At 57.3% G+C, this 14,597-nt stretch carries 9 protein-coding genes; 2 read left to right on the top strand and 7 right to left on the bottom strand.

Annotation, left to right across the window (positions count from 1 at the left end; genetic code table 11):
- Nucleotides 1–17 precede the first annotated feature (17 nt).
- The 4 genes from PspS49_RS23050 to PspS49_RS23065 form a co-directional block, all read right to left on the bottom strand.
- Complete coding sequence (locus tag PspS49_RS23050) at nt 18–3,683, bottom strand: Tc toxin subunit A (RefSeq protein ID WP_160041595.1); 3,666 nt, start codon at nt 3,681–3,683, stop codon at nt 18–20.
- A 124-nt stretch (nt 3,684–3,807) separates the two neighbouring features.
- Nucleotides 3,808–7,071 (bottom strand): hypothetical protein, encoded by a 3,264-nt coding sequence (locus PspS49_RS23055; RefSeq protein WP_160041597.1) that lies wholly within the window; start codon nt 7,069–7,071, stop codon nt 3,808–3,810.
- 190 nt (nt 7,072–7,261) lie between these two features.
- Nucleotides 7,262–7,618 (bottom strand): PilZ domain-containing protein, encoded by a 357-nt coding sequence (locus PspS49_RS23060; protein WP_127929544.1) that lies wholly within the window; start codon nt 7,616–7,618, stop codon nt 7,262–7,264.
- A 230-nt stretch (nt 7,619–7,848) separates the two neighbouring features.
- Nucleotides 7,849–8,235: a hypothetical protein gene (locus tag PspS49_RS23065; RefSeq protein ID WP_007951249.1), complete on the bottom strand. Its 387-nt coding sequence runs from the start codon at nt 8,233–8,235 to the stop codon at nt 7,849–7,851.
- A gap of 172 nt (nt 8,236–8,407) precedes the next feature.
- Here PspS49_RS23065 and pyk point away from each other — a divergent pair, with 172 nt between their 5' ends.
- Together pyk and PspS49_RS23075 are read left to right on the top strand one after the other, a co-directional pair.
- Nucleotides 8,408–9,859, top strand: coding sequence for a pyruvate kinase (pyk, locus tag PspS49_RS23070; protein WP_077574310.1), 1,452 nt, complete (start codon nt 8,408–8,410; stop codon nt 9,857–9,859).
- Nucleotides 9,860–10,036: 177 nt separating this feature from the next.
- Nucleotides 10,037–11,362 (top strand): delta-60 repeat domain-containing protein, encoded by a 1,326-nt coding sequence (locus PspS49_RS23075; RefSeq protein WP_160041599.1) that lies wholly within the window; start codon nt 10,037–10,039, stop codon nt 11,360–11,362.
- A gap of 193 nt (nt 11,363–11,555) precedes the next feature.
- Here PspS49_RS23075 and PspS49_RS23080 read toward each other — a convergent pair whose 3' ends face one another.
- Genes PspS49_RS23080 through PspS49_RS23090 form a run of 3 tightly spaced genes read right to left on the bottom strand, consistent with a single transcriptional unit; the run spans nt 11,556 to nt 14,368 of the window.
- Nucleotides 11,556–12,305 carry an enoyl-CoA hydratase-related protein gene (locus PspS49_RS23080; RefSeq protein WP_127929548.1) on the bottom strand — a complete coding sequence of 250 codons (750 nt, stop codon included), beginning with the start codon at nt 12,303–12,305 and terminating at the stop codon, nt 11,556–11,558.
- A 28-nt stretch (nt 12,306–12,333) separates the two neighbouring features.
- Nucleotides 12,334–13,269 (bottom strand): iron-sulfur-binding ferredoxin reductase, encoded by a 936-nt coding sequence (locus tag PspS49_RS23085; RefSeq protein ID WP_127929549.1) that lies wholly within the window; start codon nt 13,267–13,269, stop codon nt 12,334–12,336.
- Nucleotides 13,262–14,368: a GGDEF domain-containing protein gene (locus PspS49_RS23090; RefSeq protein WP_127929550.1), complete on the bottom strand. Its 1,107-nt coding sequence runs from the start codon at nt 14,366–14,368 to the stop codon at nt 13,262–13,264. Before PspS49_RS23090 ends, PspS49_RS23085 begins: the two co-directional genes overlap by 8 nt.
- Nucleotides 14,369–14,597: the final 229 nt, after the last annotated feature.

Below are 14,597 nucleotides of genomic sequence, written 5' to 3' on the forward strand. Positions count from 1 at the left end.
GGTGGATGGAGGTCATCTCACGTTGGTCGCCCCCCCCCCTCGAACGTAATCTCATCGAAGATCGCTTTTTGCTTGCTACGCTGGCTAAGCACACTCAGCGCGAATGTGCCCCCTGTGTCGCTGGAAACGAACACCCGCGTGAGCCCTTCCTGATTGGTAAGGTCCTGTTGTCCCCTGAGAATCACCCTGGCTGTTTCTCCTGCCCCCCTTTCGACAAACCAGTTCACCAGCTCGTTTGCACCAAGGTTGTTAAAACGATCCATCAACGTGGCGTAGAGCTCGACTTCCTGGCCCCGTGCGACGACGCCCGATGGCACCGGCGACTTCAGTTTCAGTACAAATTCCAGAGTCTTCTCGTCGGAGGTGAGGATGATCTTCGAGGCATTTTCAGGTTCGAACAGGTCCAGCCAGAAAACAGGTACGTCCTCCCCCATTCTGGTGCCAGGCGTGTAGATGGCCTCGAGCACTCCGTCGGGATTGGTATGGCCGGTTCGGATATCGCCCAGGCTGGCGCGAAAATGCACCCGGATGCCACTCAAGGGTTTTGGTTCGGGACCTGTCGGATCTGTGAGCTTGACCGTGTAAGTAGCGGTTTCGCCGGAACCGGCGACAATCTCGGTGGGGCTCACAGCGACACTCATCGTCACAAGTTGCCGCAGATCCCCCGGCACTTGAGCAAGCGGCGCACGCGCTTCGGATTGGCTGAGCAAGGCCAACTCGGCGGCATCGGCATAGGCCTTCGTGTCGACCTCTTCAGACAAATCGCCCATCAGGAAAATTGTCAGCGCGTCCATCCCGGTTTTCGCCGACATCTCACGAACGCGGATAAGCAGAGCCAGTTGGCTGAGATTGCTCAGAATCGGTCGCTCTGAATCCATGCGATTGATGCATTCACGCACCTCCTGCACGCTCCAGTCGAAAAACTCGGCCAATCGGATAGTAGAAGCCTGATGCGCCAGCCGCTGCGCATGCTCGCCGAGGAAGGTTTCCAGCGAGTTGACTTCGCGCAGGTAGTCGAGCAGCTTTTGCGCCGGCAGCGAGCTCATACTGAATGCCCGGGTAAGCGTGGTCAGGTGGTAAAGCGTATTGATCGTGAGTGCATATTGGCTGGTCTGCCCCATCCAGGCGCGGTAACCGTAATCCAGATAATCCTGCAGCAGGACTGCACTCAGACCCAGCGTTGCAACCACCTCGCTGCGACGCCGAACGTCGGCCAACAGCAAAAGCAACACATCGGAATCCGGGGTGCGGCTGGATTGCTCGGTGCTCGAATCGATACGTGTTTTCACCTCGCGCAAAAACTGGTAAACCGTTTTGTTGGCCCAGTTCAGCACCGGTATTGCCTGATCCGGTCCGATTCCGGCATAAACCGCCAGGGTTTCCTTGACCAATGACACCTGGGCATCCCTGGCATCCAGCAGCACTTTCAACAGGGTGTTGGCCAGACTTGTGCGCAACTCTGGTTCCAGGGAACCGAGCGCTTGATCAATGGCCCACTCCACCCTTTTCTGCGCATCAATCAGGTACTGTTCGAGCGTCCCTTTCGGCGCCAGCACTAACCCATCGACATCGACAACATCCTTCAACCCATCGGGATTCGCCACCAGAAAGTCCAGCCAGCTGGCGGCACCGGCAGGCGGCAAACCGGCCATCAGAACGGCCGCATTGGAAAACTGCGCCGTCGGCAGCAGATTGCGTATCTGCTCAAACAGTTGCCGGTCTTGCTCGGACGCCTCGCGGGCAGGTTGAGGGGCTGCCGCGTGTTGCAACACCCACAGCACCGGCAAGTTACTTTGCTCGCACCACCGCACACACGATTGCAGGGCGTCGATAATGTTCAGAACGTCCGCTGTCTTGCTGTCGGTCGAGTCGATTTTCGGAATACCGGCCAGACCATTGAGCCAGTCTTCTCCACCCGTCAGCAGCAGCATCAGCACGCCTTCGACCGGGGTGATGCTCAGCAATCGGGACAAGCGCACCAGTCGATAAAAGCTGGAAAGAATCGGCAGGCTGCGCTTGAACTTGTTGTCACTGATGTTGTGAGCCTTGGCCACTTGCGAAGCCAGATACTGGTAAGTCTGCGTATCAATCCCCAGGCCACTGCACAATTGGCTGATAGTCAGATTGACCTCGCCCGGTGCGGGTATCACCGGAAACTCACCATTATCCAGCAACAAAGGTTCGCCATAGCTGGCTTGACGGTTGAACACCTGATCGAATTGCGATAACGCTTCGCCGCGCCCGTAGATGCCCAACTGGTCGATGAACACCGCGAAGTCCGCCGCCGTGCAGTTGTAGCGTTCGCGCAACGTCTGGAACAGCCCGAGGGCGTGTACGACATTGTCAGTTATCCACCATTGCGTGTTATCCGCACCGCCGCGTCCTTCCGCCCTGATCGCTGCAGCCAGCAAGGCGTCTACCTGATCACTGGGCAGTTCCATCCAGTTGCACAGGCGCACCATGCGGTTCATTCGGTCGAAGGCGGCAAGCCCCGCCTCATCGCTGGCGACAATGGACAACCGATGGATTGCCGCTGGAACGTCATCATCCGCAAGGGTGATACTTACGCCTGGGTAAGTATTGGCATTGATGTAAATCGACCCCGATCGTCCGCTTTCCGGCTGCGTGGACGTATCTTCAACGTACTTGAAATTGGGCGAAAGCTGCGGTGCAAAATCGCGAACGGAAAGCAAACGTTCAATCGCCAGTGTGTCTAGCTTTGTGCGTTCAGCGAAGTGCGGGATCTGACTCAGATTCTGATACGCCCCCGGCCCCTCCTCTATGTCTTCACCGTAGTTATCCCGATAAAACGCGCTAAGGTCCGCAAACTTGACAGCAGGTTCCGTTAACACGGTGCGTTGATACGGTCCAAATCGCGAGGAATGCGCCAGCGCACGTTCGGCATCATCGAACCAGGTCTCGGTTTTCAAAAAATAGGGGTAGGCCAACTGAACCGTGTGCGCAAAATCACCCACTGACAAGTTGTTGAGTTGCGCAACTCCGTCAAGGGTGACCCAGTGTTGATAGTAAGGCAGACCATTGGGGTAACGTGCGTCAATCAAAACCTCTTCGATTGTCTTTCTCGGCGGTTCTCCTATCGGATGTTCCGTAATGAAACGCTCAAGCACCGAGACAATGATGTCCACCGCGGACACCGACCGGAACACTGCATTGAAATCCACGGACAGGTCCATCAGATCAGCACGACGCCCTTTAAGCGGGAAGCTCGACTCGTCCGCTGCAGGCTCGATGCGGTCTTGAATCCAGAGCAATAAAAAGATCAGGTAGGCCACCGGGGATATGAGGGACTCCAAAGAGTCCGGTGGTGCCAATTTGTTGAAGCCGGTCTGAAACAGCCGCTCATATTGCGGACCAACTCCCATTGACAACAATCCACTCGAGGGCCCGGACACGCCATCGCCATCGCGCAGTTGCTCCTCGATATACTCACGGCTCAGGTACGTGGCCATGCTGTTGGCACGCCGCAAAAACTGCTGGGCGTCCGTCTGGGTCAGTTGATATTTGCTACTCAGGTGCGCCACGCCTTTTTCCACCAACGGCAAAATTGAACCGCCATCTTTCAGGTAGGTTTTGAGCTGTTGCAAACCAGCGTCTTGAGCGTATGTCTCATCGGGAAACAACTGTTCGTAGAGTTGCAGACCGGGACGGCGCGGATCAGCCATGATCAGATTCCTTGAGGCGAGAGCTGGCCTGAACTGCCCGACATAGTGGTCAGGCAGCCCATTTGTTCAGATCGATTTGGCGCTGAATTGCCTTAGACGTCTACTGTCAGAAATGACAGGTTTATTAACCGCTCGTCGGATCTTTTCGACTGGATATCGCGCCGGGAATCGGCATGACTTCGAAGCGTGCACTGTTCGCCCAATCAGACAACCTTGTGCCCAGTGTGAGAGTTTGCCGGAACCGGCACCAATTACCGCCGGGTCGCAGAACTTCCCCGGATGCGCCACGCCACTGCTTTGCTTCAACGGTCAGCAACGGCGTCCATTTCAACTCCGTGTTGAACCAGCTCGTGACTTGCCCGATGCCTTCCTCGCCCGTGCCGGCAAAGACCACCGGATCATGCACCCAACGCCCTTCTGCCGGCTCCGTGATGATGGGCAAGTACACGCCCGCCACGACACTGCTCGTGGCAGGTTCCGACTCGAAGCCATCAAGCATTGCTCTCACCTCCAGAACCAGGTTGCCGTCAGCCTGAGCCTCCACTGCGACCGACCAGGTTCGATCCTCCTGCACGAGCGCGCTATTCGAGGCGATCCCCAACATCGCCGTAACGGTGTCACCCGGAATACCGAAACCTGACACGACCACCTTCCGGCCGACGTGTTCGCCTTCGATCGGGGTCTCGATAGTAGGCGCTGCCGGGGTCACGTCGTAGGTCAGACTTTCCGTGAAGTTGGACTTGTGTGTAACGTTACCGTCTGTAAAAAGTTGCCGGGCGCGGATCGTGTAGGTGCCCACAGGCTGCGTCACTGTTCCTTGCCAAAGACGACCTGCGCTCACTGGAATATCGCTCAACCACGGTTCGTCAGCCCCCTCGAACCAGATCTCGACCCGCGCGGAAGGCAGACCAGTGCCTCGAAGTATCTCCGTGCGAGTTAGCTTGCCGTCTGCACCTGGCGTAGTGATTTTCGGCGTCGGCACCATCACGTTGAAGCTACGACGTTCACTTTCTTCGGACGAACGCCCATTGCGCTCCTGTTTCGCGTAGATCGTGAACGGGCCGAATTTCAAACCGGTCAGTCGAATTTCCCATTCACCGTCCTCGCCCAAGAGCAGCGGATCTCCCACTTTTTGTTGAAACTGCGCCTCGTACAACTGCATCGTGGCCCCGCTCACGCCGTCGTTGCCTTTGATATCCACATCCGCCCCTACATCACTCTCGGCCGGGTGGGTGATGACCGGTTTGAGCATGACCGGATAAACCGTGAAATCTCTGGACTGCGGATCCGAGGGCTGCTCGACAAATTTCTGGGTGACGAGGATCGTTTGGGCAATATCAGCGGGGAACGCCACAGGACGCTGGAACGTCCATGTGCCTTTGACCACAATCCCGGAATAGAAAGTGTTGTTACCGCTAAAGGTGATGCTCACCGTGGCGCCCTCTATACAAGTGCCACGAAACATTGGTTTCAAGCCTTCCTCAGGTGGTTTCTCCACCGTTGGTGGCAGGGGCGGTATCGACACGAGCAATTCACAGGGTGGTTTTGATGAATGGTCCCCCAGACTCTGGGTAATGTGAACTTTCCGCTGGTTGGTTGGCCCCCATGGCTCCAGTGCCCGGCTCGACCATTGGCCATTGCGGACCTCCACGCTTGGTGCAATTTCGTTTGCGCCCGAGTCTTTGAGCGAGACGGTAGCCCCGTTGTAACCTTTGCCGCTGAAAGTTGGCTGGTAGTCCTTGGTGTAATCCACATCGGTGACAGGCGGCATGTCGTTGTTGATCCTGAATTCACGGGGCTGCGACTCGATCCAGCCACTGTCGTTGTCCGCGATCTCCTGCACAACCTGGACTGTATACTTGCCCAGCCCCCAGCCTGTTGCTGTTACGTCCCAAGAACCATCGTTTCGCACGGTGACGATGGAAGGCGTATCCGGTGGCGTGACGTCTGGGTAACTTTTGACGATGAACCGGATCCGCGTGGCGAGTCTCGAGTCGTAGTGGCCGGTGCCGGAGAACTGCACTGTTTCTGCGACAGGAAATTCGACCTTTGGCGTTTCAAGTTCGGGAGGACGAATGCGGAAAGCATGGGCCTTGATTGACTCGGAATAGAGACCTACGAGCGTCTGTTCAGCAACAAGAGAGAGCGGACCCGGTTTCAAGCCTTTCAACTTGACGAGCCAATTACTGTTTGCCAGCACGTCACTTACACCTAATGGGATGCGGGTTAGATCCTCAAAAACTTCGACCTTGGCACCAGGCAATCCATTATCGCCTTCAAGGTCAAAAGTCGCCTCTTGCACAAGTTCGGAATCGCCGATGGCGGGAAAACCCAACATCGTCAAGGCCACCTCGTTTGAATAAGAGTATTGACCGTCCGAAACGTTTTGCGCTCTAACTAAAAAGTTACCGGAGGGGAGAAACTTCCCTGACTTAAGGGGAAGCACCCAAGTGAGGGTGTTGAAATTATCGCTTGCGGTCAACGTTTCATTATTATTGCGCGCGTCCTGTACCGAAATTTTTGCTTTCGTGTTACGGATTCCCTTGAAAATCAACTGAGAGTGATTCACCAATGTATTTGCCAAGGGTGACGTTATCGCAGTCTGCGATTTTCGTATCGTGACGACATTGGAAGCAACCGATATCTCAGTGCCAACAACCTGCTTGGCATAAAAAGACATGTCCTCCAGTGGCAAATAAATGGAAGCTTCCCAATTACCATCACCTTTCAGGGCGGCGATACCAATGATATTTTCACGCGGACCAAGTATACGGATCGCCCCCTTCTGCCAATGGCCATTACCCTTAACCAGGAAAGGCATTGTCACAAGCGTATTTGGTAACGGAGATTGTATGACAGGCGTCCGTGCAGGAATAATTTTATCACTCCAACCCTCCCAATCTTCGACATCATTATCAGGTCCGTCATATTGAATACGCATCTGCAGATAAACTTCTACGTCATACGTACCAAGTGGCACGCTCAGGGTAACTACGTAGTTATGCCACTGTGCGTCTTGCCTCATCGTGTCCGGTGAGTTTTTTCGCTCATATCCACCAGCCTTAAGAACCACATCAATATTAGCGCGATCCCGGTTCCCACCGCGGGTAGTCATCTTGTACTTTACGGTCCTCACATGAATATGCTCACTGTCAAACTTGTATTGACATTCCAGTAAGGTTGTCAGGGACGGCACGCGTGGGTGAATCTGATAAAGGGTCGTGGTGACAGCGTTGTCCCAAAACACTTCGGAATATTGTTCGCCCTCGCCCACACCGACGAAGGAGGCCTTATCAGCGAGAGACTTGTCCGGTAAGCGGTTGGTCTGAGCTTTATTCTCGCTCTCCTGCTCATCCCCACTCTCGGATTCTCCAATCTCGTCGTCCATTTCAGTGCTCCTGCGCAATTAGGCAAACTTGCACCGAAACTACGGGATGGCGGGATGAGCGACCACTGTCAGATCTGACAGTCAACAAGAACTTATTGACATTAAAATCGCGGTATCAATAGCGAAAACAATTACTCAAGCGGAGAACGCACGCTTGATACATACCCACACAGCACTTGGCGCTATCGAATCAAGCCGAAGCCGGCAACGGCTGAAAACTGAAATACTGCCGCAGCGCCTGCACCAACTGGCCAAACTCCACCGGCGGTTGCAGCAGAACGAACCCGGCGTCGTAATGCAGTGGTGTGGCGTCTTCATGGCACCACACGCAACACGCGGTGAAGTCGATGACTTGCTGGCAGCCATCGCTGGCGGGGATTTTCAGGCGTAGCTGGAAGTCCACGCCCACCATCATCGGCAACTGGCTGATCAGCATCAGCCCGTCTTCGGAGACGTTACCCAGAAAGCCGATCGGTTTGTCGGTGACGGTATTGAACACTCTGAGGAAGTACGGCAGCTGATGCCGTTCGATCCGTTCGGTAAACATGCGCAGTTCGCCATGCAAGGCTCCATCACAGAGCCGCACCTTAGCTTCGGAACGTACCGGTATCGCCGGCCCGCTCTCCCCGCTTCCGGTGTGACGGTCGCTACGTCGCCGTCACCTTACAACTGCCAGTCGCAGGTGTTGCTCCGGATTCAGCAACGTGGCGCTGAATCCGGGTTCTTCGACTATAGCTCAGCTTGTACACACGGCCAGATTTTGTATGACAACTGTCATCAGAAACGGGTTGGACGCACCACGGCAGCGGCGCTGCGGGTCGGGTAGTGGCCCAGGCTCTGCAAGGTTTCCAGACGGGCGCGGGCGCGGTAGGCGTATTCGCTGTTGGGGTACGAGGCAATGATGAACTGGTAGGTCTGCGCCGCGTCGACAAACATTTTCTGCCGCTCAAGGCACTGGCCGCGCATCATCGACACTTCCGGCCACACATACGGGCGGGCGCGGCTGGCGCGTTCGACCTTGGACAGCTCGAGCATGACCTGCTCGCAATTGCCGCGATCATAGGCGCTGTAGGCGTTGTTCAAATGATGGTTCATCGACCAACGGGTGCAGCCCGTGACGGCGAGGACGCTGAGGGCAAGGGCGGCAATGGGTACGAATCGCATGAGGGTTCTCCTGTCTTGAGCAATGTATCGACCCATGGTCGGAAATCTTCAGGCGCGTTTGTCCCAAAGTTGTCGTGTTCAATAAAGAAACCATTAAGTAGTGCAAACGAACAATGACTACACCCTCCGAGCATAGTAGCCTTCGCTAGCGCTTGAACTCAGGAGTCTTTGCATGTCCGTCCGTCGTACCAAAATCGTCGCTACCCTTGGCCCGGCCAGTAACTCGCCGGAAGTTCTCGAACAGCTGATTCTGGCTGGTCTGGACGTTGCCCGTCTGAACTTCTCCCACGGCACCCCCGACGAGCACAAGGCTCGCGCGAAGCTGGTGCGTGACCTGGCTGCCAAGCACGGTCGCTTCGTCGCCCTGCTGGGTGACCTGCAAGGCCCGAAAATCCGTATCGCCAAATTCGCCAACAAGAAGATCGAGCTGAAGATCGGTGACCAGTTCACCTTCTCCACCAGCCATCCGTTGACCGAAGGCAACCAGCAAGTGGTCGGCATCGACTACCCGGATCTGGTCAAGGACTGCGGCGTGGGCGACGAGCTGCTGCTCGACGACGGCCGTGTGGTGATGCGCGTTGATACCGCCACCGCAACAGAATTGCATTGCACCGTGACCATCGGCGGCCCGCTGTCCGACCACAAAGGCATCAACCGTCGCGGTGGCGGCCTGACCGCACCGGCCCTGACTGAAAAAGACAAGGCCGACATCAAGCTCGCCGCCGAAATGGAAGTCGACTACCTCGCGGTGTCCTTCCCGCGTGACGCTGCCGACATGGAATACGCCCGTCAACTGCGCGACGAAGCCGGCGGTACTGCCTGGCTGGTAGCGAAGATCGAACGCGCTGAAGCCGTGGCCGACGACGAAACCCTCGACGGCCTGATCAAGGCATCCGACGCGGTGATGGTTGCCCGTGGTGACTTGGGTGTGGAAATCGGCGACGCCGAGCTGGTGGGCATTCAGAAGAAAATCATTCTGCACGCACGCCGCCACAACAAGGCGGTGATCGTCGCGACCCAGATGATGGAGTCGATGATCCAGAACCCGATGCCGACCCGCGCCGAAGTGTCCGACGTGGCCAACGCCGTGCTCGACTACACCGACGCCGTGATGTTGTCCGCCGAGTCCGCTGCAGGTCTGTACCCGCTGGAAGCTGTTCAGGCCATGGCGCGCATCTGCGTCGGCGCTGAAAAGCACCCGACCGGCAAGACGTCCAGCCACCGTATCGGCAAGGAATTCACCCGCTGCGACGAAAGCATCGCACTGGCGACCATGTACACCGCCAACCACTTCCCGGGCGTCAAAGCGATCATCGCCCTGACCGAAAGTGGCTACACCCCGCTGATCATGTCGCGTATCCGTTCCTCGGTGCCGATCTACGCGTTCTCGCCGCACCGTGAAACCCAGGCGCGCGCAGCCATGTTCCGCGGCGTGTACACCGTACCGTTCGACCCGGCTTCGCTGGAACCGCACGAAGTCAGCCAAAAGGCGATCGACGAGCTGGTCAAGCGCGGCGTTGTGGAAAAAGGCGACTGGGTCATTCTGACCAAGGGCGACAGCTACCACACCACCGGCGGCACCAACGGCATGAAGATCCTGCACGTGGGCGATCCGCAGGTCTGAGTGACACGCTGAAAAACAAAGCCCCGCTGTTATAACAGCGGGGCTTTTTTATGCCTATTGGATTGGTTTGACTGTCAGTTGTGTCAGTAGGCCGTTGATTTTTTCCTCGTTAACGTTGAGGTGCGTAACCCACTCACGAAGAACTGGACACATTGCGTGGTCAGGGAGGATGCATAAATGAACTTACAGCAGACACAGACAAGCATTTCACAAGGCGAACTGGATCCCGCATTCGGCGACAATGGCAAGGTCTTTTTGAAAACACCTGATCCACAAGATCAGGAATTCAGCATGCGGGGACTATTCGTCGATGAACTGGGCACCACTTACATCACCGGAGATGTTCTTCGCTCGACCCGACGTTCTGACTATTGCTGCGTAAAACTGGACGCCCGAGGCAACCTCGATGAATCATTCGGCGCTGCGGGTTACGTCACCGGCCGGTTTGATGATGACACGGGCGGAATGACGCATTCGCACGCTCACGAAATAGTGACACTGGACGATGGAAAGCTGCTCCTGATTGGCATTTTCTTTGACGGTAGCTTGAAAAAGTCCAAGGCACTTGTACGCCTGAATGCCGACGGCAGCCTGGATCCGGAATTTGGCAAACAAGGCAAAGTCATCATTGACCTTGAGGACGAGAGCAAGCTACTGCGCAAGTCACGCGAGCCTTCCAGGTTTGCTGCGCAAACACAGGGTGAAAATCCCCGTTCGACTGTGTTGCAAGATGGCCGGATACTTCTACATGAACCGGTGGGTTGGGGCTTCGAAAAAACGACTACCGCAGTTATTCGCCTATCGGCCACTGGGGTTCTGGATGACAGTTTCGGCAAGAAGGGAGTCGTGCACATTTCCCACCCGGATTTTGCCCACACAGCGTTGAATTATTTGTTAGCCAAACAGGACGGCTCTTATGTACTGGCAGGTCACGTTCACAATGATGACCTGAACTCTGTCTCGGCCTTACTGACTCGCTTGACTCACGCGGGGGAGATCGCCACCTCATTCGCCGACCATGGTTATCGACTAGTAACGCCAGACCAAAATCACTTGGATTTCCTCATCGAAAAACTTGTCGCGCAAACCAACCGGCGCCTTCTTGCCGTGGGGAGGACTTATGGTGTCGACGTGGCGGGTTTGCTGATCAGCCGAGAAGCAGACGGCAGCAAAAATATCCAGTTCAACGGTGGCGAGCCGTCGCAGACCAAACTGGACGGATACCAAACCATCTGGCATTGCGCGTCAATCAAGCCCGATGGAAAAATTCTGGTTTTCGGGCTAGTACGGACATCCGATACACCCAGCTATGTTGTCGCCAGATTCATCGATGACGGCACTCTCGACACTTCATACGCGAACGGCAAGGGTTGGCGGATGTTCCCCATTGGCCAAGCGTTTCGGGATGCAGCCAGTTTCACCGAGGACAAAGTGACGTTTCTCGGCCACGTCATTGTTGCAGGAAGGCGTGAGTATTGCGTTGCCCGTGGACTGATCGGGTGACAGCAACCCCATGACTGATCGCTAAAAAACCGAAGCCCCGATACGTGAGTACCGGGGCTTTTTTGTTTTCTGATCCAGGAGATGTGTCGACTGATCCGACGCCATCGCGAGCAGGCTCACTCCTACAGTTGAAATGCGTTCCCCTGTAGGAGTGAGCCTGCTCGCGATGGCGTCAATCCAGTCAGCGAACCTATCAATGCCGTTTGATAAACCCGGTCAACGCCGCCAACGCTTCCGGCGAGCGCAGTCTTTGAGTGAACAATGCGCCCTCCTCCTCGATTACCTTACGAATCAACTCGCGATCCGGCGCCTTCATCAATTGCTTGCTGATACGCACTGCCTCAGCCGGCAGTTCGTCGAAACGCAACGCCACTTCCCGTGCCTTGCGCAACGCCGCATCGCCGCTGCCCAACGCCTCCGTAGCAATGCCCCAGGCCGCGGCTTGTTCACCGGTAAAGCCTTCGCCCAGTAACAGAAGCTCCGCCGCTTTGGCCTGCCCGAGCAAACGCGGGAGGATCAGGCTCGAACCGAACTCCGGGCACAAACCAAGATTGACGAACGGCATGCGCAATCGCGAATCGCGGGCCACGTAGACGAGATCGCAATGCAGCAACAACGTGGTGCCAATGCCCACCGCCGCGCCGGCCACAGCGGCGATCACCGGTTTGCGGCATTCGAGCAGATTGAGCATGAAGTGAAAGACCGGGCTGTCGAGGTCGCTCGGCGGTTGCTGGACGAAGTCGGCAATGTCGTTGCCGGCGGTGAAGCATTCGGCGCTGCCGGTGATCAGTACGGCGTTGATATCAGGATCGCCATCGGCTTGCTTCAGCGCCTCGGCGAGGCGGCTGTACATGGCGCGGGTCAGGGCGTTTTTCTTGTCCGGGCGATTAAGCCGCAGGGTCAGTAAACCGCGTTCGCGTTCCAGCAGGATGGCTTCGGTCATGGCGTGTCTCGCGTCGGAAATTCAGCGCTCAACCACGGCTCAAAAATACGTCGGCCAGCAGTTGATTGCGCGGCAGTCCGGCCAGGTAGAGACGCCTTGCGAAGGCGTCGACACTGGCCGTCGAGCCGCAGACTAAGGCCAGGGTTTGCCGGGAAACAAGGCGCAGTTGCGCCAAAGCGGCGGCTGACTCGGCCGCCGTCCACAACTCGACGCTGAGGTTTTCGCGCTGCGCGGCCAGTGCGGCAAGGGGTTTGGCCAGATAGTGCTCGTGATCGTCATGGGCGACGTGAATGACGCGGATCGCGCCTTGGTGATCCTGGCGCAAGGCTTCGCGCAGCACGCCGAACAACGGGCCTAAACCGGTACCGGCGGCCAGTAGCCATAGTGGGCGACTGTGCCAGTCCGGGTCGTAGTGCAAGGCGCCGCCGCGCAGTTCGCCAAGCCGGATCGGGTCGCCGATCTGCAAACGCCGCGCAGCATCGCTGAACTCGCCGGGCTGGCGGCAATCGAGGTGGAATTCGAGAAAACGGTCTTCTTCCGGCAGGCTTGCCAGCGAATACGGCCGGGCAATGTGATTGATCCACAACACCAGATGTTGCCCGGCGCTGTAGCGCAACGGCCGCTGCGGAGTCAGACGCAGGCGCAGGACGTTGTCGCTGAGCCAGTCCAGCGCTTCGACCACCGCCGGGCGACCGTCGGTGATCGGGTCGAAGGTGTGCACCTGCAAGTCTTCGATCACCTGACACTGACACGCCAGGCGCCAGCCTTGCTGACGCTGTTCGGCGCTCAAGGCGTCCGGGCGATTGTCGGCAGGCAGGCCTTGCACGCATTGCACCAGACAGGCATGGCAACTGCCGGCGCGGCAGCTGTAAGGCACCGCCACACCGTTCTGATTAAGGGCATCGAGCAGATTGCTGCCCGTGGTCACTGCCCACTGTCGTTCACCGACGCGAAGTTCAGGCATCGACGTTCTCCCATGCGGCCGCACAACGATTGCGCCCGTCACGCTTGGCCCGATACAAGGCCTGATCGGCGCGCTGCAAGGCGTCGTCCAGATCATCGCCCAACGCCAGCAGCGTCATGCCGGCGGACAGGCTGAGGTTGCGCACATTCAGGCCTACCAGTTCGACGTCGGTGAAGGCGATGCGCAGACGCTCGCAGCAAGCGGTCAGCCGTTCGGCGTCGCAATCGGGCAGCAGCACGACGAATTCCTCACCACCATAACGCGCCAGCACATCGCCGTCGCGCAGGCATGCCTGTGCGACGCCGGCGAAGGCCTGCAGCACCTGATCGCCCGCCGCATGGCCGTGCAGGTCGTTGATGCGTTTGAAGTGGTCGAGGTCGATCAGCGCCAGACCATGCACGATATCGTCGTCCATTTCGTTCAGCTCTCGCGTGGCCAGACGCAGAAAATGCCGACGATTGAACAACCCGGTCAACTCATCGGTGGCGACCAGATCTTCGAGCTGCCGCATCATCCCGCGCAGGGTGTCCTGATGCGCCTGCAAGGCAAACCGGCGTTGACGCTGGCGTTGTCGAGAAACCTGGACGAAACGCGCGTAAAGCACCAGCCACGCCAGCACCATCGCCAGAATGCACACCTGCAAGGCTGCGAGCGCCGGTTCGCGCAAGCGGAAGTGGTAGCCGTCCCACAGCGTGATTGCGCAGAAACTGAAGAACACCAGCAGTGCGCAACGCACGAAAGCCCGTCGGCTGAGGTGGAACAGGCCGAACAGCAGGATCAGCACGTAGAACACCAGAAAGGCACCGCGGGCTTCACCCAGATGGGCGATCAGCCAGGTCTGCCAGCCGAGGCCGAGCAGCACCTGCACTTCGGTCAGGCTGGGATCGGCAAAGCGCAGGTTGCGCCCGCTCCAGAACAGCGCGAACAGCGCCGACTGGCTGATGACGACCAGCGCACTGCCAACGGCGACAGAAGTCAGGGACTGCTCGTAATGCCCCGTGAAAAACGCCAGCCACAGCAGCAGCAAAGCCAATCCATAGGTGGCCGCAGCGAGGGCAAAGCGTTTGAGCAAAAGACGTTGAATGGCGTTATGGGTCAATCGTTGACTCACCGTGCGATAAGAGGCTGACCGAGTGTCCTACTCTACAGACCGGCTGCCACTTTAGAGGCCCAGTCGATAAATGACCACCGATTTTCGGGCTCGAAAATTGACGTCAAAAGTGTGGCCTGCGTATACCGTCAAAAGCCCCTCACCCTAGCCCTCTCCCGGAGGGAGAGGGGACTGACCGAGTTGTTTTTCCGAGCTACACCGACCTGAAGCATCACGT

The organism is Pseudomonas sp. S49, assembly GCF_009866785.1.
Taxonomy (GTDB): domain Bacteria; phylum Pseudomonadota; class Gammaproteobacteria; order Pseudomonadales; family Pseudomonadaceae; genus Aquipseudomonas.

Coding starts and splice junctions, on each gene's coding strand:
- PspS49_RS23050 (WP_160041595.1), bottom strand. CDS start 3,683: ATGGCTGATCCGCGCCGTCCCGGTCTGCAACTCTACGAACAGTTGTTT.
- PspS49_RS23055 (WP_160041597.1), bottom strand. CDS start 7,071: ATGGACGACGAGATTGGAGAATCCGAGAGTGGGGATGAGCAGGAGAGC.
- PspS49_RS23060 (WP_127929544.1), bottom strand. CDS start 7,618: ATGTTTACCGAACGGATCGAACGGCATCAGCTGCCGTACTTCCTCAGA.
- PspS49_RS23065 (WP_007951249.1), bottom strand. CDS start 8,235: ATGCGATTCGTACCCATTGCCGCCCTTGCCCTCAGCGTCCTCGCCGTC.
- pyk (WP_077574310.1), top strand. CDS start 8,408: ATGTCCGTCCGTCGTACCAAAATCGTCGCTACCCTTGGCCCGGCCAGT.
- PspS49_RS23075 (WP_160041599.1), top strand. CDS start 10,037: ATGAACTTACAGCAGACACAGACAAGCATTTCACAAGGCGAACTGGAT.
- PspS49_RS23080 (WP_127929548.1), bottom strand. CDS start 12,305: ATGACCGAAGCCATCCTGCTGGAACGCGAACGCGGTTTACTGACCCTG.
- PspS49_RS23085 (WP_127929549.1), bottom strand. CDS start 13,269: ATGCCTGAACTTCGCGTCGGTGAACGACAGTGGGCAGTGACCACGGGC.